Raw genomic sequence first — 21,324 nt, 5'->3', positions numbered from 1 at the left:
AAAAATTCGTTCCTTGCTGTACTAGAAGAAACATTTGCCAGATAGGATGAGTAAGTTTGGCGAACGCTAGGGCCTCAGAAGTAAGACGTTAGATCGTCTCGGTGCTACTTATTTATTCGAAAAAGGGATACTATACTGGTTTAGCTTCTTCAAACATGGAGAAAAAGACAGAGAGCCAACTGACATATCGGCAAAAATGGCAGCTCGCTGCAACTATTTTCGCTATCTATTGGCCAATTCGACTGTATGTGCATATCAATCATTTCTCGATTGAACTGGTACAACGAGTATGGCCTTTATGGATCATGGAAATTATTGTCACAATTCTCTTCTTCGGACTCTGGCTGACGGTTACGGATTGGATTCAGCAGCGATTCTTTAGTAAGATGAATAGGGAATTTCTTATTGAGTTTGACTTACCCGCTCAGCTGGCTACTTTAGTAGTGGCTGGTGCATTAGCTGCCTTATTTAATATGGCCTTTCACCGGATGTGGGTAACAATGGCGGGGGTAGAACGTTTCCATTTTTCACAACCAGCCCGTATTACGGCCCCGTATCTTAATGCTGAGGAGCGTAATCAGCGTCGAAAATATGACAATGGGCTAACGATCATGGCCATGTTGTCAGCTTTCTATTTGGCTGCTAATCGCAGAGGTTACAAACGATTGGAGGACATACGGGTCAAGGCAGAGCAACTTAAACAGGAAGCTACCCAAGCTCAGTTTATGGCCCTTAAAAATCAGGTTAATCCTCATTTTCTGTTCAATAGCCTTAGTATTCTTTCTTCTTTAATTGAGCCTAATCCTAAACTCTCCATTCAATTTGTTGGGCAGCTCGCCAAGGCATTTCGCTATATATTAGAACAGCGTGAAACGAATTATATCAAACTTCATGATGAGCTAACCTTTACGAATGCCTATACGTTTCTGCTTCATATTCGCTTTGGCGAAAAGTTGAAAATTACCACGGATGTATCTTCGGGAACAGCTACTAAGTACAGTATTGCCCCATTGACTTTACAGTTACTGATTGAGAATGTGGTAAAACACAATCAGATGTCAAGCGAAGAACCCTTACAGGTAATTATTAAAACGGAAGGTGATTATTTATTGATCACCAACCTCATACGCCTTCGACCCCAGAAAGAGGTTTCAACAGGCTTGGGTTTAAAAAATATTACAGATCGTTATCGATTACTTACTTCGCGCCCTGTTTGGTTTGGCGATCAGAATGGCATGTTTATGGTTAAAATTCCACTGCTCTAGACGTTATGAACGTATTAATAATTGAAGATGAATCATTGACGGCTCATCGGCTCACTACTTTGCTGGGTGAGTATGATCCTGCTATTCAGGTGTTGGCTCATCTGCCATCTGTGGCCAAGTCGGTCAATTGGTTCAAATCCTCACCACCAATTCAGCCAGACCTGATTTTTCTGGATATTTTTCTGGAAGACGATTTGGGATTCAGCCTTATTGAGCAACTCAATCTGACCATTCCAATCATTTTTACGACTGCTCATGATAATCATGCGTTGCAGGCGTTTAAAGCAAATAGCATTGACTACCTGCTTAAGCCTATTGAAATCGATGAGCTGACAGCAGCCTTAAATAAATTCAAATTGGTACGTCAGGCACCTGCTGAATCGATTCCAGAGGAACATGTTATGGACCAATTGATAAAGCGATGGAGCCCACCTGCCTATCGCGACCGATTTATGATTAGTGTTGGCCCCAAACTACGGAGTATTCAAACCGATGCTATAGCTTACTTCTTTTTTGAGAACAAAGCGACTTATTTGATGCCCCAAGGTGGATCGCCGATATCAATTGATTATAGTCTGGATAAGTTGGGACAATTGCTTGACCCTGGGCAATTTTTTCGGGTTAATCGCTCATTTCTAGTGGCAATTTCTGCCATTCAGTCTGTTCATACGTATTCGGGTAGTAAGCTTAAAGTCGAACTTCAACCCGTGGCGCGACAGGAAGTCTTTGTCAGTGTTGAACGAGTTACTGAATTTAAAGACTGGCTAGGACGGTAAGCCGTAAGTACCACTTCTTTCTCATTGCCTATTGGTTTCAACTGCCAAAACCCCTAATTCAACCCATTAAACCTGTCATCAGTCATTTTTTTTTTCGTCTTCGATAATCGACTGGCAAACTTAGTGACGCTTTCCATTTGGTTTTCTGAAGAATGGATAAACGTGTATGACGGTTGATAGGCTATTGTTCTATCTGTCATCAGTATCTCTCAACGATATACTCAAATGACTATAGGGTTATGAATTATTATTTCTATGCGTATTTCCGCAATCCGAAAGTAACGCTACATGTAGGAAACTGCCGCTTTTGTAATAACGGTAAAGGTATGCAGTCCAAAAAACTTGGCTACTTAACGGGCCGTTGGCGGGGAGGCTATTCAAGTTTTGAGCTTGCTCTTGAAGCTGCTCAGGGAATCAGCCAGGGACTAGGAGTAGAACCCGTTTATTGTCAGCGTTGCTTTCCTGGAAATAAGGAAACGAATTAGATTCAGCCGTCTTTTCTGCAACTTCTCACGTTATCCCAAGGCTCTAAGAACGGTCAGATTTTGCTCGTTTTTACTATCAAAATTCCAACTGGGAAGATATAGTAGTTTTCTTTTTTAGTGCCGGGATTATTAAAAGTCAAACGTACTTCTTTTTTAGTAGATCCTGAGTAATTTACTTGAGTATTAACACTTAATTTTAGCTAAGAAACTTTATTTTTTAATAAAAAAAGACCGTAAAAATCAATTAATTCCATTTTGGGAAAAATTGATTTTTACGGTCTTTTTTTATTAAAAAATAGGACAAAAGTATTTTCGTTAATTAAAATTTAATTTATTTAAAAAAAGATAATTTAATTAACATAATTTAAGGTATAATATATTGATAATCAGTGAATATAGTATATTAATTTTTAACTTTTTTTATAACTGTTTTTATTTTTAGAGAATTATCATTAGTACTATTTATAGATCTTTTTGAAATATAATTTCTGTCCCATAATATTGAGGTGTTTACTCATTTTTAAAACCAACCTAATCTTCATGAAAGCAACGTTCTACAGGTTTCTGCAGACCGCTTTTTTGGGTGCAGTTCTACTGCTGGGAAGCTTAAAAGCGTCCGCCCAAGACCGTCAGGTGACGGGAAAAATTACCGGTAATGATGGACCGGTTCCAGGTGCCAACATTGTACTGAAAGGTACACAAACCGGTACATCAAGTGATGCCAGTGGTAACTTTAAAATTACGGTACGAGGCACTAATCCAGTGCTAGTAATTTCGGCTATTGGTACTAAAACTCAGGAGGTTGCCGTAGGTAATCAAACTAACGTCAATGTGACGCTCGAGGATGACGCGACTGCTTTGAGTGAAGTGGTCGTAACGGGGTACTCCACCGAAAATCGCCGGGATGTAACCGGAGCGGTTTCGACCGTCAAACCGGCCCAGTTAAAAGTGGTTCCTTCGGCTAACGTGGAACAGCAATTACAGGGTCGCGTAGCCGGGGTAACCGTTATCACCAACGGACAACCTGGTACCTCTAGTCAGGTTCGGGTTCGGGGCTTTGGTTCCTTCGGGGGTAACCAGCCGTTGTATGTGGTTGATGGGGTGCCAACCCAGAACATCCAGTACATTTCTCCGGATGACATTGAAAGCACCACCGTACTGAAAGATGCGGCCTCGGCTTCGATTTATGGAGCGCGGGCTGCTTCGGGGGTGATCGTGTTGACCACCAAGAAAGGACAGCGTCGGGCTCAGAAATTAAGTGTTAGCTACGATGGTCTGTTTGGGGCTACCGATCCAGGCAAAAGCCTGCCTATTCTGAATCCACAGGAGCAGGCTGATTGGACCTGGCAGGCGCGTAAAAACGACCTTTATCAGGCAGGCACAACCCCTGATGCGACGAGCTTTGCGGGTATTGCCGGTGGCCAATATGGCTCAGGTTTAACCCCAGTTCTGCCTGATTATCTGCTAGTTGGTAGCCGGTCAGGTTTGGCAGCTTCGCAGGTCGATTTAACGGCAGAAGCGGCCAAGTACAATGTGAACCCCGCGAACGGTGCGATCTACAACGTCATTCCCGCGAACAAGGCAGGTACCGACTGGTACGGCGCCATTACTCGGGTAGCTCCTATGATGCGGCACTCACTCGGTTTCTCGGGTGGTACCGAATCCAGCCGTTTTTACGTTAGTCTGGCGATGCAGAAACAAGCGGGTATTGTTATCTTCAACGATTTCTCACGTTATACTCTTCGTGCTAACACCGAGTTTGATATCACCAAGAAACTTCGGTTTGGTGAGAATTTCCAACTGGCTTACATCTCTAATAAGGGTGTTTTGGGTGGCGTAGGGAACCAGCTTGGTAACGCAACCAATAACAACTCGAGTTCTTCTTCGGATGAAAATGAGGTCTTGACGGCTTTCCGTACACCTCCAATTATCCCGATTTATAACTCCTTCGGTGGGTATGCGGGTACAGCGGCTCCTGGCTTTAACAACCCTCACAATGCAGTTGCTGACCGGACGGCTAACGCCAACAACGGTAACTTCAACATCTACGGCTTTGGTAATGCGTATTTAGAGTACGATGTCATCCCATCTTTAACTCTGCGTAGTAGCATTGGAGGTACTTATTTTACCAATTACTATAACAGCTACGGTCGGGTCCAGTACGAAAACTCGGAGAACAACACGACTTATACCTACAGTGAAGGTTCTGGTTATGGCTTAGCCTGGACCTTTACCAACACGGCTACCTTCAAGCAGAAATTCGGTCGTCATGATGTGTTTGCCTTAGGTGGTATCGAAGCTTTGAACAATGGTTTAGGTCGTAACATCAGTGGTTCGGGTCAGAATCCATTCTCAACTGACCCTAACTATGTAACGATCAACACGACCACGCCAGGTGCTACTCGTCAGGTAGGCAGTAACTATTATCTCGGGAATAAATTCTATTCCTTGTTTGCTCAGGCTCGCTATACCTACAACGATAAGTACATCCTGACCGGCGTTATCCGGCGCGATGGTTCCTCGCAGTTTGCTGCTAGCAACCGCTACGGGGTGTTCCCAGCCGTGTCAGCTGCCTGGCGCTTGTCGTCCGAAGAGTTCATGAAGAATCTGCCCTGGGTGTCGGATTTGAAAGTACGGGGTGGCTATGGGATCATGGGGAACTCCAACTACCTGAGTGCCACCAACCAATATAACCTTTATGGCGGTGGAGCTGGTCAGGGGTATGACATTGCTGGTACCAACGGCTCGATTGCCTCTGGTTTCTACCGGAGTCAGATTGGGAACCCAGCGGCTAAATGGGAATCCAGTATCACCTCCAACATCGGTATTGATGGATCGTTTTTCAATAACAAGTTAGAAGTCGTACTCGATTTGTGGCAGAAAGACACCAAAGACCTGTTGTATCCGTTGACGTTGCCCGGCGTAGTCGGTGTTCGTTCGAGTGCTCCCTACAAGAACGTAGCGAGTATGAGCAACAAAGGGATCGACATTTTGGTGACCAACCGGGGAACTATCTCGGGCGATCTGACTTATGAAGTAACGGGTATTGCCAGTTTCTTAAGCAACAAAATCACCGCGATTGACCCATCAGTTCCTTACTTCACAGCGGGTGGTACTCGTTTGAGCACCAACGTGGTTCGCAACCAGCCTGGCTATGCGCTATCTTCCTTCTACGGTTACAAAGTAATCGGTCTGTTCAACAGTAAGGAAGAAGTGGCCGCTGCGCCAACGCAGGATGGAGCAGCTCCAGGTCGTTTCCGCTATGCTGACACCAATGGCGATGGCAAGATCAATGATGATGACCGTCAGTTCCTGGGTAACCCAATTCCGAAATTCACGGGTAGTATCACCCTGACACTGAAGTACAAAGGGTTCGATTTGAACACCAACCTGTATGCATCGCTGGGCAACAAGATTTTCAACAACCAGCGTTGGTTCACCGATTTCTACCCATCCTTCACAGGTGCGGCTGTCAGCGGTCGAGTGAAAGACTCTTGGTTGCCCACTCACACGAATACGACCGTTCCCATTTTCGAAAGTGCATCTAACTTCAGTACCAACACCCAAGCGAACTCGTACTACGTAGAGAACGGCTCATACGCTCGGATGCAGTATCTGAACTTAGGTTACACTTTCCCAGCGGTGGTTCTGAATAAAGTGAACCTGAGTCGCTTGCGGTTATCGGTATCCGCGACTAACCTGTTCACCATCACCAAATACTCGGGCTTAGATCCAGGTGTAGGAGGCTCGGCTGACCAGAACTTCGGGATCGACATTGGTAACTACCCTGTACAACGGGGCTACAACGTAGGCTTAAGCTTTGGTTTCTAATTTATTCGATACTAACGACAGGTTGTGGAGTGTAATTGAATTCAACAACCTGTTGTATAAACACAAACTCATCTTACAAATCGCACGATGAAAAAATATATAACCAAGGGAAGTCTGGCCACCGCAATGCTGGTCATGGTGACCTTCGCTTGTCAGGACAAATTCCTTGATGTACCGGCCACCGGCCAGTTATCAGGAGCTCAGTTAACCTCCAAAGCCGGACTCGACGGACTCCTGATTGGGGCTTATGCCCAGCTCAACGCCCGTGGATTTTCCCAATCTGCCAGTTCCTTCAACTGGGTACGGGGAAGTATCTCCGGTGGAGAAGCCAACAAAGGCTCCAACTCCGGGGACTTTAACGCCTTGACCCCTTATCAGACCTACCAGATTCTGGCTACCAGCGGGGAAGCAAATGCGAAATGGCAAGCCATGTATGAAGGTATTGCCCGGTGTAACTCGACCCTGCGCTCACTGGCTACAGCAGGTTCCGATGTTACGGCTGCTGACAAAGCCCGCATCTCGGGAGAGGCTCGCTTCCTGCGTGCTCACTACTACTTCGAGTTGAAGCGTAATTTCAACATGGTGCCTTACGTGGACGAAACCAAAGATTACGGCACGGGCATCGAAGCTGTACCCAATAGCGCTGACATCTGGCCAAACATTGAGGCTGATTTCAAATATGCTGTCGATAATCTACCGGTTGCTCAGGGTGCCGTAGGGCGGGCCAACAAATGGGGAGCTACCGCCTATTTGGCCAAGACGTATCTCTACGAGAAGAAGTATACCGAAGCTAAAGCCCTCTTCGATCAGGTTATCGCCAGTGGGGTTACCTCTGATGGCAAGAAGTATGCGCTAGTGACCAACTTCCAGGATAACTTCAATGCCGCCAAGGACAACAGCTCGGAGTCGGTCTTCGCCATTCAGGCAGCAGCCAACACGGGTAGCTCTGATAATGCCAACCCGGATCTGGTACTGAACTTCCCCTACAACACGGGTTCGAACGGTCCGGCGGGTTGCTGCGGATTCTTCGCCCCTAGCTTCGAGTTAGCTAACTCGTTCCGGGTGGATGCCAATGGATTGCCTTTGCTAGATGGCTCATACAATGTGGGCGCTAATCAGTTGAAAACCGATGAAGGTATTGCGTCGAGTGCTCCTTTTACGCCGGACGCTGGTCCTGTAGATCCTCGTTTGGATTGGTCAGTGGGTCGTCGGGGTATTCCTTACCTGGATTGGCAGGTGCACCCAGGTCTGGACTGGATTCGTGACCAGACCTTTGCCGGTCCTTATTCGCCCATCAAGTTTGTGTTCTACAAATCGCAGGACAAATCGTTGACCGATGGAAGCTCGTGGACGGATGGGTATTCAGCCATCAACTACAACATCATTCGGTATGCGGATGTGTTGCTAATGGCCGCTGAGTGTGAAGTGGAGGTGGGTAGTTTAGCCACGGCGTTGAGTTATGTGAACATGATTCGTAGTCGGGCTAAAGGGACAGCTTATGTGAAGACGGCGGCTGGCGCCAATGCGGCTAACTACCAGATTGGTCTGTACACCGCATTTGCGGACAAAGCTTCGGCTCGGACAGCTGTTCAGTTTGAGCGGAAGTTGGAGTTATCGGGTGAAGGTCACCGGTTCTATGATCTGGTTCGTTGGGGCACGGCCTCGACGGTGTTGAATGCGTTCATCGCTTACGAAAGCAAATTGCTACCTGTAGGTTACACAGGCGCTAAGTTTACTGCCGGTAAGGATGAATACCAACCGATTCCTCAGCAGCAGATTGACTCTCAGGGCAAGAGCGTTTTGGCTCAAAACCCTGGTTATTAATCGGATTGCTTAACTAGAGTATAATTCAAAAAGCCCATCCTATCATTTAGGACGGGCTTTTTGAATTATACTATCTGGCCTTTAGGCCTTATTGGTTGGATAGATAGTATAGGTGGATATCACGGCCGTGTATCAGCAATCTTTTAAGATCTTCTTTAATACAGCTACACTCTGCTCCAATTCTACTTCAGTACTTGAAGCAAAACCCAACCGCGTTCCATTGAGTCGCTGACTCGGTGGATTATGGGCTATTCCATTCGATAAGGACAATCCCGCGCGAGCGGCCTGTTGGGCCATTAATTCCATATCTATAGTAGGATCGAATGTTGCCCAGACAGCCATTCCGCCATCGGGTTTGGTAAACTGAATAATGTCCGATAGTTCTGTTGTCAATAACTCACAGAAATGGTCACGTCGGGCGTGGTAGGTGCGTAGGGCTTTACGGAAATGACGTTTCAAATCGCCAGTTTTAAGTAGCTGTCCAATAGCAAACTCAAGCATTGGATCGCCTTGTCGGTCGATGATGCGTCGAAGCCGCGCGAGCTCGTCAATCAAGGCTGTTGGAGCCACTACGTACCCAATTCGAAAAGCTGGGGCAACCGATTTCGTTAGTGAGCCTACATAAACAACCATACCATGCTGGTCGGCACTAGCCAGCGGGAGAATTGGTCGGCTGAGGTAGTGAAAATCGTAATCATAATCATCTTCCATGACCACAAAGCCATACTGTTCAGCAAGTTGTAATAGCCGAGCTCGCCGATCAGCGCGAAGGGTTACTGTCGTGGGATAGTGATGATGGGGCGTTACAAAGACCATTCGAATTGGTTGTTTTTGGCAAAGAGTCTCTAACGTATCAATGTCCATACCGTGTTGATCGACAGAAACCGTCAGCACCGACGCGCCTGTTTTTAGTATATTCATCGTGGCTCCTGCCCAGGTCGTTTCGCCTGTTACAACTACATCACCCGGACGTAATAACACCTGACAGGTGAGGTGTAAGCCCATAATACTACCGCGCGTAATCAGGACATTGTCGGGTGTTGTGCGCAGACCACGGGTTTCATTCAGATGAATTGAGAGCTGTTCCCGTAATAACAAATGTCCTTTTGTATCACCGTATCCAAAGTGTTTCTGCGGATTTCCCCAACTAAAATACGAGCGATATGCCCGGCTCAGCTCATCCATAGGCGCCAACCTAGTATCCGGAAATCCATCATCCAGTCGTAATCCTGCCTGATTGGTGAGTACAGGCCGCATCAGAAAACTGATTGATTCAAAAGCATAGCCAGGTTGTTTAGTAGGGATGTCAGAACTTAAAGGTGTGGCATCTCTATCATTTACAACCAACGCCTGTGGGTTAACCTCCGCAAGGTGAGTTGCTACATAGGTGCCACTACCAGAACGGCTTTCAAGCCAGCCCTGCGCCAATCCTTCATCATAAGCCGCTACGATCGTTTGACGATTTAAGGAAAGCAGCTCCGCTAGTTGACGTGAACCCGGCAAGCGATAACCCGGTAGTAATGTGCCTTTACGAATAAGCTGGCTTAGTTGATCGCTCAGTTGCAGAAAAACAGGAGTGGTCAATGCTTTGTCGACCTGAATCAGCGATTTGAATGGTAGCATAACTGGACTATCTATTTTCTTCAAATTGGACGATTCTACTAGTCCGGCAAAGAACGACATTTGTCTTAGAAATTACTAGAACACATAAATGGACGCCAGGGGTGGCGTCTCTACGATATGCAAACCGCCCGCACAACTCCCAGCCGATTGGCCAAACGCGCTCATTACGATGAGGCTACGATCCACCCTATTCTGGACGAAGCTTTATTCTGCACTGTCAGCTTTGCCGTAGATGGCCAACCTATGGCCATTCCTACTGCCTTTGCCCGACAAGGCGATAAACTTTATATTCATGGTTCGGTGGGGAGCCACTTTATTCGCGCTATTGAGCATGGTGCGCCGGTTTGTATCACGGTCATGCTGGCCGATGGACTGGTATTAGCTAAATCGGCATTTCACCATTCGGTCAACTATCGGTCGGTGGTGATATTTGCCAATGCGGAGAAAGTGACGAACGAAACGGAACGAATGAATGCGCTGGCTTTGATTACGGACCATCTTATCCCTAATCGCTGGGATGACCTTCGACCGACTACCGATAGTGAAATGAGGAAAACAACTGTGCTCCGTTTTTCACTGGCCGAAGCCTCAGCCAAAGTGCGTACTGGTGGTCCTAACGATGATCCTGAAGATGAAAACCTGCCCACGTGGTCAGGCGTGATTCCGCTGAAAACGGTACGCCAAACACCCATTCCGGCAGGGACTAGCTTAGAAATACCTTTGCCCGATTATCTGTCATGAAACTGATTGAATTAACCGCCACGGAAAATTTTGGCTACCGACAGTTTTTGGTAGAGGGCATAAGAAAACACCAGGATTGTTTTCGAAGTACCCCCGCCGACCAACTCAATAAACCTTTTCCGACAAATGGCACGCCAGATAGTTTTACGCTCGGCATACTCAACATTGCCAACGAACTGGCAGGTGTGGTGAGTTTTCAGCGTGAAGGTCAGTACCATGAGAAATTCAGACACAAAGGCTTACTTTTTGGGATGTATGTAGCCGATAAATACAGTGGTCAGGGTTTAGGACGTATTCTGTTAGTGGAAACCATTCGACGGGTACGCTTAGTCACTGATCTAGAACAGATTACCCTACAGGTTTTGGCGAACAATAGCCGGGCAAAGCGGCAATACGAGAAGTTAGGTTTCCGCTCATTTTCGTTCGAGAAAAATGCTATTAAAGATGGAGATATGTATTATGATGAAGAGCTGATGGTCTTGTTTATGAACAACCAAAGTGCTCCAATCTAACCTATAACACCATGCTCCCTATCAACGATTTACTACTGTTTGCGCTGGCTGCGCTGGGTTTGGTGCTTAGCCCTGGGCCGAACATGATTTATATTATTTCCCGATCCATTACGCAGGGACGGCGTGCCGGGTTTCTCTCACTAGTGGGTGTGTTGACAGGCTTTTTAGTACATATCTTTCTGGTATCCTTTGGACTGACAGCCATATTTATGGCTATTCCGATGGCGTATGAAATCCTGCGTTGGTTTGGTATTGGCTATTTGCTCTATCTGGCCTGGGAAGCCATCAAACCGGGTGGGAGTTCTCCTTTCGAGACACGGAAACTAGCTCACGACTCAAACCGAAAATTGTTTCAAATGGGCTTTCTTACTAATGTATTGAACCCCAAAGTAGCCGTCTTTTATCTGTCCTTCTTTCCACAGTTTACCCGGCCAGAATATGGCTCGTTGCTAACACAAAATATTGAATTGGGGCTTACACAACTGCTGGTTAGTGCTACAGTTAATTTTATGATTATATTATCGGCGGCACGTATGGCGCGCTGGTTTCAGGCCCGCCCGGCCTACATACGAGCGCAAAAATGGATTATGGCGAGTATCCTGACTGGGTTGGCTGTGCGGATGGCCATTGATAAAGGAAAGTAACCCATATTCACTTAATTGCATTAACAACGATAGCTATGTATATCCCTAAAACTTTTCAGGAAACGGACCGTGAGACCTTGTATCAGTTCATTCGAGACAATTCGTTTGGGTTGCTAGTCACAACGGGCAATGATGGGGTTCCCGTTGCCACACACATACCCATCGAACTCCAACCCGATGCAAATGGCCAATTTCGACTAGTGGGTCACTTGTCGAAAGCGAATCCACAATGGAAGCTATTAAGTAGCGATACACCAGCTCTGGCCGTCTTCTCTGGCGCTCATAGTTATATTTCTTCCTCCTGGTACGATCATGTGAATGTGCCTACCTGGAACTATCTTGCGGTACAGGTTACGGGTCGAACAAGCATTTTATCAGAAGATGAAGCACTGGAAGTTTTACGCCAACAGGTTGACAAATACGAAGCTCACTCGAAATGTCCAGTCTCGGTTGACAGCATGACAGAAGACTATGTCCGTAAAGAAATGCGCGGTATTGTTGCCTTTACTATGACCATAGATTCTATACAGGGAGTGGCTAAATTGAGCCAAAATCGTGACGACAAAAACTACCAGAATATTGTTTCGGAACTACGACAAACGGGCAATTCTGGTGCTGCTGAACTAGCAGATGAAATGGCCGCCCGACGACCAGAGGTAGGTAAGTAAACTGAATAGAACTTGGTTTAGACGAGATTAGCAATGGCAAAACAGCATCAATACGCACTAACAACAACATGGACTGGCAATAAAGGAGAAGGGACAAGTACGTACCGCTCGTACGAACGAAGTCATACTATTTCCGTCGGAAACAAGCCAGATCTTCTGGGCTCATCGGACCCTTCTTTTCGGGGTGATAAGACAAAGTACAACCCGGAAGAGTTATTGGTTGCATCTCTATCCAGTTGCCACATGTTGTCATATTTGCACCTGTGTGCAGTTGCTGGCGTCGTCGTGATTGAGTATATCGATAACGCTACGGGAGTTATGACCGAAACGCCAGATGGGGGAGGGCATTTTACTGAAGTTACACTGTATCCAACTATTATTGTTGCCGAGGAATCGATGATTGCCAAAGCCAATGAATTGCATCATCAGGCAAATAAACTCTGCTTTATTGCCAACTCCTGCAACTTCCCGGTTCATCACCAACCAACTTGTAATGCAATAGATACAGTGAAGTCAGATTTAAGAATCTGACTTATGAGGTTTCTCAAAACCGATCGGTGTAAACAATAGGTTTTGAGAAACCTAAAGTGTCGGTTATAAGTACCGCGCAGGCGGCCCCGCCGACACCACACGACACCGCCCAACTTTCACTTTTCTTTGTGGTAAACCAACACGGGAACCTCCGATTTTTCAATCAGTTTGGCAACGTGATTGGGATGAAATAGACTATCCAGAAAACCCGATGCGGGATGTAACTCCATCACAATCAGGTCGACATGGGTATCTTCCAGTTGATCCTCGGTCAGAATAAGCAGTTGTGCATCAAAGGCTTTCACGAGTGAATCTGTCTGGAAAGACACTTGAGCCTGCGTCGTTTCAGGTTGCATAGCATAGGCAATCGTATGCACCTGAGCCGGACGAACTGCGTGGCCTTCGGGTGTAGTGGGCACAATGAGAACCGGGCACCGGGCCTCATCGGCTACATCAGTAACGGCACTACCTGCCAATCGGTCGAAGAAGGTGCTCAGATCACTTCGGCCCATTACAATCAGATCGATCGAACGTTCTTTTGCTGCATCCAGGATGCCGTCATCGACAAATCCAATGCGCCATTCTACTTCTACAGAAAGACCTTCAGCGCGAAGTTCGTCGGCTAATTGGCCCAATCGTTGCCGGCTAATGTCTTCAATTTCCTGCGAAGCTATAAAGCCCAATCCCGGATCGCCCATGGTTGGTAACGTGGAGTCGGGAATCATGGGTTGAAAAACGTGCAACAATGTAATGGTTGCGCCCGTTTTGTGGGCGAAAAGTCGAACCCAATCCAGAGCAGCTGTCGTGTTGGTCGAAAAATCGGTAGGGAATAGTAAGTCTGTCATATACTGAAAACCGTAAATCGCAAACTATGTTTACCTCTTGGCTGGTGTCGATGGTGGGGTAATGATACCACCTGAGCCGCCACCTCGGTTCATCGTTTCAACGGCAAGTAGCTGTTTCATTGTTTTCTCCATACCTTCAGTTGAGCCATCGAGGAAAATAACATTGCCCTTCCCGTTCTCGGCAAAATGCTTTATGGCTTCGGTCCAGATCGAGAACAAAATTAGGGAAGCATCCAGATTGGCCTCGTTCATTACTTTTGCCGATTCAGCCATACCTTTGGCAACTTCTTCCCGGAACAGAGCCACACCCTGACCACGTAATTGAGAGGCTGTTTTCTCCGCTTCGGCCGAAATCTGAATCGCATTCCCCTCGGCCTGAGCGGCTTTAGTTTTAGTAATCAGCAGCGCTTGACCTTCGTTTTCGGCAGCTGCTTTCAGGTTTGAGGAGGCTACTACCTGCGCCATCGAACGCATAATGACTTCATCGAATGCGATATCGTTCAGTTGTAAATCGGTAAGGTGATACCCCCAGCTTTCGAGTAGAACATCGAGTTGCGATTTAACGTGTTCGATGATTTCGGAGCGCAACGCCAGAATTTCGGACTGGCGTTTGGTAGCCACAAAACTACGGATAGAGCCTTCGATGGTTCGGATGAGTGCCTGCATAAATGAGGCTTCGTCAATGAATTTGAATGCTACGTTTTTAATGACTTCTTCACCCTGATTCAGGACTGAATAAACCAGCATCGCCTTAAAGTTCACATTAGCCTGATCTGCAGTGATGGCCTGAAACGCCAATTCGGCAGAGCGGTTCTGGATCGAAATGCGTCGGTAAATAAATTCAATAAACGGAATTTTAAAATTCAAACCCGGTGTCATCACACGGGAATATTTACCAAAAACGGTAATAACTGCGACTGTGCCCTGTTGCACAATGACGACGGAAAGATAGACGACAATAATCGCCAGTACCAGAAGTATACCCAGAAAGCTCATGAATAGAAAGGTTAAAAAAACAAAAACGGATTCCGTCTCAATGTACGGAATCCGTTGATAGTCTAAGACTAATTTTGTTTAATCGGTCGTTGCTTAGTGTCCGTGCGATAGTTCGAAGTTTTCGGCTTCCTTCTGCCGGAAGTACATCATCATCGCCATGATAAAACCAGTAAACGCCAGCATGGCGCCCACCAATTGAGGAGACGTATAGCCTAAGCCGGCAGCAATGGGTAATCCACCTAAGTAAGCACCCAGCGCATTTCCAATATTAAATCCTGCCTGACTAACCGATGACGCCAGCATTTCGGAACCATTAGCTGCCCGAATCATTAAAATCTGGATTGGAGCGCCCAACGAGAAGGCAATGGCACCCGTAATAAATGTCATTCCCAATAGTGGTATCTGGAATGGTGCGACATAATAAACCACAAAGAGACAAATGCTCATCAGCAATAGAAATAAAGCGGTCGCTTTAATGGGTGAAATACTGTCGGCGGTACGCCCGGCAATGAGGTTGCCCGCTGCCATGCCTAAACCAGCCAGTACCAGAATCCAGGTAATCTGGTCGCTACCAAAATGAGCGACTTCGGTCAATAATGGCGCTATATAACTGAACCAGGCAAATAGCCCACCGGTGCCAATGGCTGTAATACCCAAAATAAGCCAGGGTTCTACGTGGGTAAATAGTTTGAGGTCTTTGCGAAGATTAGACTCACTTGCAACCGGCATAACTGGCAGCAGCTTTTGGATACAAGCCATTGTGATCAGGCCAACAGACGCAATAATCACGAACGTTATCCGCCAGCTCATGGTGTGACCAATGTAAGTGCCTAGAGGAACCCCAATGATATTGGCTACAGTAAGCCCCGCAAACATCATCGAAATGGCCTGCGCTTCTTTGCCCTTACCTGCTAACCGGCTGGCAACCACAGCTCCCACACCAAAAAAAGCACCATGCGGCAAACCCGACAACAGGCGGGTTATCATCATGATCTCATAATTAGGCGCAAAAGACGAAAGCACATTACAAAAGGTGAACAAGGCCATCAGGCCCAGCAGAATTTTCTTAGGTGGATAATTTCCGGCAATGCCCACCAATAGGGGAGCACCCAACACGACGCCAAGTGCATAGGCCGAAATCAGATGGCCAGCCGATGGAATCGAGATGTTTAGGGAGTTTGCAATATCGGGTAGAATGCCCATCATGACGAATTCCGTCATGCCAATACCGAAGCCTCCAATAGCGAGGGGTAACAGACTTTTTTTCATTTGCAGCGTACTATTTTCTGACAGCTCGTGAGTTACTCCAACTTGGAAAACTCACAATAAACCTCACGATATGAAGCCTATTTTGTTAGGAAAATAGAAAAAGTGCAAAATTGTTCCCTACTCTAAGAAAGGTCTAATTTATTAGTTAGTCAATGCAATTGAGAGGAAAATTAACCGCTACCGCACTCGTTTGCCCGGCATATTCTGCCCGTTCTGATGTAGGATTAATTGTTGAACTTCGCCTTTGTCGTTGCTCTCAAATGTTACCTGCGCATCCACGACTTTGAGATAAAACTTTGTTTTCGATTCGGCGAATAGTTCAAATTTGGGTTGCCCTGTTGCCTGTCCGAAGAGTTTATCGCCATCACGCGTGATCGCGATAGCAAAGGAGGGAGCTAGCTCATACTTGCCTACATACGATTCTAACGTAGTAGCATCTACAGTAATGGCTACTTCTTTTGGCGCTTCAACTGTTTCGCCCAATTCTTTCAGCTTATCGAAACCATTCGTATTACGTGGGTTGAGCTCTACCGATTTTTTGTAATCCTGAATAGCAGCCGCCTTGTTCCCAGCGGTCATGTAGGCTTCTCCCCGGCTATCATACACGTTGTATGATTTTGGATAAGCTTCGACGTTAAGCGTAAACACGTTGATTGACTCAGGTAGCTTTCCATTACCCATGAGTTCATAGCCCAAGCTATTGACATCATCTTCATTTACGTTATAGGCTTTATCAGTTTTCCAAGCATTGAATTTCTCCCGCGATTTGGCCAGCGGCTCCGACAAGATCGACTGCCGTAACAAGTCTGTAATCGGCTTTTTGGGGGGCTCAATAGGCTGATTGTAAAGGATATTGAGAATGTTTTTGCGAATAGCGCCAAGCGGGGCACCGCCCGTATTGTTAAGCAAAACAACCAGTTGTTTGTCTTTAGGAATTCGACTGATGATTGTATTAAAACCGTTGATGCCGCCTGTGTGCTCAATTACCAACAAACTGTCTTTTAAGTCGCCAATCTTTGTTTTTCGCACTCCCCATCCGTACGCATAACCATCCAGAAACGGCGTAAACATCGTTGCTTTTGCGCTGGCTGACAGTAGCTTATCCGTATATAAAGCCTGATCCCAGCGGTACAAATCCTCTACGGTGGAGTATAAAGACCCGGCAGCGTATGGAATTGTCATATCCAGATAAGGGGAATTCACGTAGTTACTGCCCTGTTTTTCGTAGCCGGTTGCCCGTTTAGGGAGGATTGGCGCAAACAAATCGTAGCCTGTATCCGTGAGTTGCAAAGGAGTGAGGATATTCTCTTTCAAAAGGTTAGCATACGATTTTCCTGAGACTTTTTCGATGAGGACACCCAGCAGGAAATAGCCGGAGTTACTGTATGAAAATTTTGAACCGGGTTCAAAGTCAAGTGGCATATCGGCGAATTTTTTTAAGAACTCACTGGGTGTAGCTGGATTCCGACTTTCCATTTCAAAAAACTTCGGAAAATTGGTGTAATTGGGAATCCCCGATGTGTGCGTGAGCAGGTGATGTATGGTGATTTTGTCGCCGTTGGCTTTTGGGTAATCCGGCAAATAATCAGTTACTTTTCCATCCAGTTTGAGCTTCCCTTTCTCGACCAGCTGCATAATGAGCATGGCCGTAAACTGTTTGGTGATGGAACCCAGTCTGAATTTGGTATCGGGCGCATTTGGAATATTCCACTCCATATTGGCCATACCATATCCTTTTTTGAAAATTACCTGACCATGTTCGGCCACCAATACACTACCATTAAACTGCCGGTTAGCAACATATTGCTGAACGAGAGCGTCAATTTTAGTAGCTTTTGTCTGGGCGAAAGCAGAAGACGTAGTTAGCAGAATGACAATGATAGCCAGACCTAGGTGCTTGTGTAGCAGTGTCTTTTTCATAGGGAATACATGATGGTTCTCCAAGATTGCTTTTTCATTCTTCTGATAGCGGACAAATTTATTAGTCGGCAGAAGGTCAGGATAAATGGTCAATGAACAAAAAAAGCCGCCTTATCTGAGTTAACATAAGACGGCTTTGGATAAGCAAAAAATAAAGTTCTTCTATCAGTGCGCCAACAACCAGTTCTCACCAGTACCAATACCGGTTTCCATCTTAACACCCATTGGGATGGCATTGCGCATGATGTCGTCTACGCGCACACGGAGGATCTCAATTTCGTCGCGGTGAGCGTCGAATACCAATTCATCGTGTACGGTCAGGATCATTTTTGATTTTAGACGCTCCTGTTGCATGAATTCGTGAATCCGAATCATGGCAATCTTGAGCATGTCGGCGGCACTGCCCTGGATGGGCGCATTTACGGCGTTACGTTCGGCAAACATCCGGTCAGTCTGGTTGCGGGAATTGATGTCGCGTAGGTACCGGCGACGGCCTAGAATGGTTTCTGCATAGCCAAAGCCTCTCGCTTTTTCAATGCATTGATCGATGTAGTCTTTCACCGCCGGGAAGCCCGCAAAATACTCGTCGATAATCTGTGCCGCTTCTTTACGGGGAATCTTTAGTCGCTGCGACAGGCCGAAAGCCGAAATGCCATAGATGATCCCAAAGTTGATGGTTTTGGCTTTCCGGCGCATCTCGCTCGTTACCTCATCCAGGCCAACGTGGAAGACTTTGCTGGCCGTTTGCGTATGAATGTCAACACCATTATTAAACGCTTCCAGCATCGTTTGATCACCACTGAACGCTGCCATAATTCGTAGCTCGATCTGCGAATAGTCGGCCGACATGATCACGAACTCCGGTCCGCGTGGCACAAACGCTTTACGGATTTCCTGCCCACGTGGCGTTCGAATTGGGATATTTTGCAGATTAGGATTGACCGATGACAAGCGCCCGGTTGCCGCAACGGCCTGATTAAATGAGGTATGAATCCGGCCTGTGCGTTTACTGATCAATAAGGGCAGTACGTCAACGTAAGTATTCTTGAGTTTGATTAACTCGCGGTAGTCCAGAATCTTCCGGGCAATTTCGTGCTCGGCTTCCATCTTCGACAAAATCTCCTCGCCCGTTGCATACTGGCCCGTTTTAGTCTTTTTGGCGTTCTTATCGAGCTTCAATTTGTCGAACAAAACTTCACCTAACTGCTTGGGCGACCCGATGTTAAAAGGCTCACCTGCAATGTCGAAAATCTCCTGCTGCACCTGCCGCATGTCTACTTCCAGCGTGGCCGACAGTTCAGCCAGAGCGTTCGTATCTAGCGTAATGCCTTCCAGCTCAAGGTCGGTGAGTACCTGCACGAGCGGCATCTCTACCTGATCGAATAGTTTGTGAAGGCTATCTTTTTCGAGTCGGGGGGCAAAAACATCTTTGAGCTGAAGCGTAATATCGGCGTCTTCGGCTGCATAGTCGACTACTTTCTGGAGATCCACGTCGCGCATGGTCAACTGACCTTTTCCTTTCTTTCCGATCAGTGCTTCAATCTCAACCGGACTATAGTTCAGGTAGGTCATGGCCATCATGTCCATGTTATGGCGCATTTCTGGCTCAATCAGGTAGTGGGCAATCATAGTGTCAAACAGCTTGCCTTGTACTTCCACACCATACTTTTTCAGCATGAGCAGATCATACTTCAGGTTCTGTCCAATCTTGCCGATACTGGCGTTCTCGAAGACAGGCTTAAACTGATCCACAATCGCCTGTGCTTCATTACGATCAGCAGACACGGGAACGTAGAACGCTTCGCCCTTTCGATAGGCGAACGATAAGCCTACCAAATCAGCTTCTACCGGGTCAATCGCTGTCGTTTCTGAGTCGAAACAGATGCTTTCCTGAAGTCCCAGATAATGTACTAAACTAGCCCGTAGCTCGGGTGTATCAACTAAGCGATAGTCGTGCTTGACCGACATAATCGTCTTTCGACGTTCAGGCTGATTTGGATCTAGTTCGTAATCAGGATAAACATCTAAATAAGCTGGCTCTTCTGTACCTGTGGAATCGTCCGTCGTAGTTGTATCTGTTACCTGATTAGGCGTAGCTTCTGTAGCCGAAGCAGTCGGGACACTAACTGGTGTCCGTTTCGATTTCACACCCCTCTCCTGGTTTGGGCGGTCCGCCGTTGCGGGAGGGGCCGGGGGTGAGGGTACACTACCAAAATCAAACGGCAAATCATCCGCTCCCGATGGATTAGCCGCTCCCATGTTCGGGAAAGGCATGAACGCTGGCGAGTTCCCTCCGGGCGAATCGAACAGATTCATTTGCGACGACGCAGGTGCTTTAAACGCAGCAGGCAGTGGTTTTTCGTCAAAATCAGCTCCCAATAGGCGAGTTTTCATCTGCCGAAACTCAAGTTCATCCAGAAGCGCAGCCAGGCGAGGTTTGTCGTATTCGGTATGACGAAGGTGTTCTTCGTCAAAGGGTACCGGAACGTCTAAATGAATGGTTGCCAGCTGTTTCGACAGCAGACCCTGCTGGGCAAAATTGACAACGTTTTCTTTGAGTTTACCTTTGAGTTCGTCGGCACGGGCAATCAGATTTTCAACCGAACCAAAGTCGGTGATGAGTTTCTGAGCCGTTTTTTCGCCAATGCCCGGAATCCCCGGAATATTATCGACCGAATCACCCATCAGCCCCAGCATGTCTGTTACCTGATCAATCCGTTCAATTTGCCAGCGGTCCAGCACTTCATTTACACCCAGTTTCTCGGCGGGTTTGCCCATGAAGGCGGGCTTATAAATGTGAATGTGCTCTTCCACCAACTGACCATAATCTTTGTCGGGGGTCATCATATACACCTCGAAATCGGCCAGTGCTGCTTTCTTGGCAATCGTGCCGATGATATCGTCGGCTTCATAACCTTCCAAAATCAGAATGGGAATGTGCATGGCTTCCACAATCTGTTTGATATAAGGCATGGCCACGCTAATATCTTCGGGTTGCGACTGCCGAGTGGCCTTATACATCGGAAACTGCTCGTGCCGGAAGGTCTTCTTGGCCGAATCGAACGCGACACCGATGTGGGTGGGTTTTTCCTTCGTCAGAACCTCAATCATGGCGTTCATGAAGCCAAATACGGCCGAGGTATTAATGCCGCGCGACGAAATTCGGGGGGCTTTGCTGAAGGCAAAATGAGCGCGGTAAATGAGAGCCAGCGCGTCTAGCAGAAAGAGTTTTTTTTGTGGTTTAGCCATTCGAAACGATCACAGATCAAGACTCCAAAGGTCGACAGTCTCACGGACAATCGCGCACTTTGGGCTCGACAAATTGCGAAGTTATGGAGGAGAAATTACCTATAACTAGAACAGTCAATAGTGGGTTTTGATTCCTCTTTAGTTA

16 protein-coding genes are annotated in these 21,324 nt (G+C 46.8%); 10 read left to right on the top strand and 6 right to left on the bottom strand.

Annotated elements, in window-relative coordinates; all coding sequences use genetic code 11:
* Positions 1–155: 155 nt before the first annotated feature.
* The 5 genes from GO755_RS15425 to GO755_RS15405 all read left to right on the top strand — a co-directional run bounded on the left by GO755_RS15425 (position 156) and on the right by GO755_RS15405 (position 8,181).
* The gene (locus tag GO755_RS15425; RefSeq protein WP_157586076.1) at positions 156–1,265 is read left to right on the top strand and encodes a sensor histidine kinase; all 1,110 of its coding nucleotides are present in this window, start codon (positions 156–158) and stop codon (positions 1,263–1,265) included.
* Between the two features lie 5 nt (positions 1,266–1,270).
* Entirely contained in the window at positions 1,271–2,041 is a 771-nt protein-coding gene (locus tag GO755_RS15420) for a LytR/AlgR family response regulator transcription factor (RefSeq protein WP_157586075.1), read from the top strand.
* A 239-nt stretch (positions 2,042–2,280) separates the two neighbouring features.
* Positions 2,281–2,526, top strand: coding sequence for a hypothetical protein (locus GO755_RS15415; protein ID WP_157586074.1), 246 nt, complete (start codon positions 2,281–2,283; stop codon positions 2,524–2,526).
* A 540-nt stretch (positions 2,527–3,066) separates the two neighbouring features.
* Complete coding sequence (locus GO755_RS15410; protein WP_157586073.1) at positions 3,067–6,357, top strand: SusC/RagA family TonB-linked outer membrane protein; 3,291 nt, start codon at positions 3,067–3,069, stop codon at positions 6,355–6,357.
* 87 nt (positions 6,358–6,444) lie between these two features.
* Positions 6,445–8,181, top strand: a complete 1,737-nt coding sequence (locus tag GO755_RS15405) for a RagB/SusD family nutrient uptake outer membrane protein (RefSeq protein WP_157586072.1) — start codon at positions 6,445–6,447, stop codon at positions 8,179–8,181.
* Positions 8,182–8,313: 132 nt separating this feature from the next.
* Here GO755_RS15405 and GO755_RS15400 read toward each other — a convergent pair whose 3' ends face one another.
* Positions 8,314–9,804, bottom strand: coding sequence for an aminotransferase-like domain-containing protein (locus tag GO755_RS15400; protein ID WP_157586071.1), 1,491 nt, complete (start codon positions 9,802–9,804; stop codon positions 8,314–8,316).
* Between the two features lie 117 nt (positions 9,805–9,921).
* Here GO755_RS15400 and GO755_RS15395 point away from each other — a divergent pair, with 117 nt between their 5' ends.
* From GO755_RS15395 to GO755_RS15375, 5 genes are read left to right on the top strand one after another with little or no spacing between them, the layout of a single operon-like run.
* Positions 9,922–10,545 carry a pyridoxamine 5'-phosphate oxidase family protein gene (locus tag GO755_RS15395; RefSeq protein ID WP_157586070.1) on the top strand — a complete coding sequence of 208 codons (624 nt, stop codon included), beginning with the start codon at positions 9,922–9,924 and terminating at the stop codon, positions 10,543–10,545.
* Positions 10,542–11,057, top strand: a complete 516-nt coding sequence (locus GO755_RS15390; RefSeq protein ID WP_157586069.1) for a GNAT family N-acetyltransferase — start codon at positions 10,542–10,544, stop codon at positions 11,055–11,057. The genes GO755_RS15395 and GO755_RS15390 overlap by 4 nt, the downstream gene beginning before the upstream one ends.
* Before the next feature lie 11 nt (positions 11,058–11,068).
* On the top strand, positions 11,069–11,701 hold the full coding sequence (locus tag GO755_RS15385; protein WP_157586068.1) for a LysE family translocator: 633 nt from the start codon (positions 11,069–11,071) through the stop codon (positions 11,699–11,701).
* Between the two features lie 35 nt (positions 11,702–11,736).
* A complete protein-coding gene (locus GO755_RS15380) occupies positions 11,737–12,369 on the top strand; it encodes an FMN-binding negative transcriptional regulator (RefSeq protein ID WP_157586067.1) in 633 nt (210 codons plus the stop codon).
* Between the two features lie 33 nt (positions 12,370–12,402).
* Entirely contained in the window at positions 12,403–12,900 is a 498-nt protein-coding gene (locus tag GO755_RS15375; RefSeq protein ID WP_157586066.1) for an OsmC family protein, read from the top strand.
* A 116-nt stretch (positions 12,901–13,016) separates the two neighbouring features.
* Here GO755_RS15375 and GO755_RS15370 read toward each other — a convergent pair whose 3' ends face one another.
* From GO755_RS15370 to polA, 5 genes are all read right to left on the bottom strand, one after another.
* Entirely contained in the window at positions 13,017–13,745 is a 729-nt protein-coding gene (locus GO755_RS15370; RefSeq protein ID WP_157586065.1) for a universal stress protein, read from the bottom strand.
* A 30-nt stretch (positions 13,746–13,775) separates the two neighbouring features.
* The gene (locus GO755_RS15365) at positions 13,776–14,741 is read right to left on the bottom strand and encodes an SPFH domain-containing protein (protein WP_157586064.1); all 966 of its coding nucleotides are present in this window, start codon (positions 14,739–14,741) and stop codon (positions 13,776–13,778) included.
* A gap of 93 nt (positions 14,742–14,834) precedes the next feature.
* Positions 14,835–16,010: an MFS transporter gene (locus GO755_RS15360; RefSeq protein ID WP_157586063.1), complete on the bottom strand. Its 1,176-nt coding sequence runs from the start codon at positions 16,008–16,010 to the stop codon at positions 14,835–14,837.
* A gap of 177 nt (positions 16,011–16,187) precedes the next feature.
* Positions 16,188–17,930: a serine hydrolase gene (locus GO755_RS15355; RefSeq protein ID WP_157586062.1), complete on the bottom strand. Its 1,743-nt coding sequence runs from the start codon at positions 17,928–17,930 to the stop codon at positions 16,188–16,190.
* 165 nt (positions 17,931–18,095) lie between these two features.
* Positions 18,096–21,179 carry a DNA polymerase I gene (gene polA, locus GO755_RS15350; protein ID WP_157586061.1) on the bottom strand — a complete coding sequence of 1,028 codons (3,084 nt, stop codon included), beginning with the start codon at positions 21,177–21,179 and terminating at the stop codon, positions 18,096–18,098.
* Positions 21,180–21,324 lie beyond the last annotated feature (145 nt).

Origin of the sequence: Spirosoma arboris (genome assembly GCF_009754945.1) — a bacterium.
In the GTDB taxonomy this organism is placed as follows: domain Bacteria; phylum Bacteroidota; class Bacteroidia; order Cytophagales; family Spirosomataceae; genus Spirosoma; species Spirosoma arboris.
The sequence above is the reverse complement of the archived record's forward strand: the minus strand, read 5'-3'. Positions and strand labels throughout refer to the sequence as shown.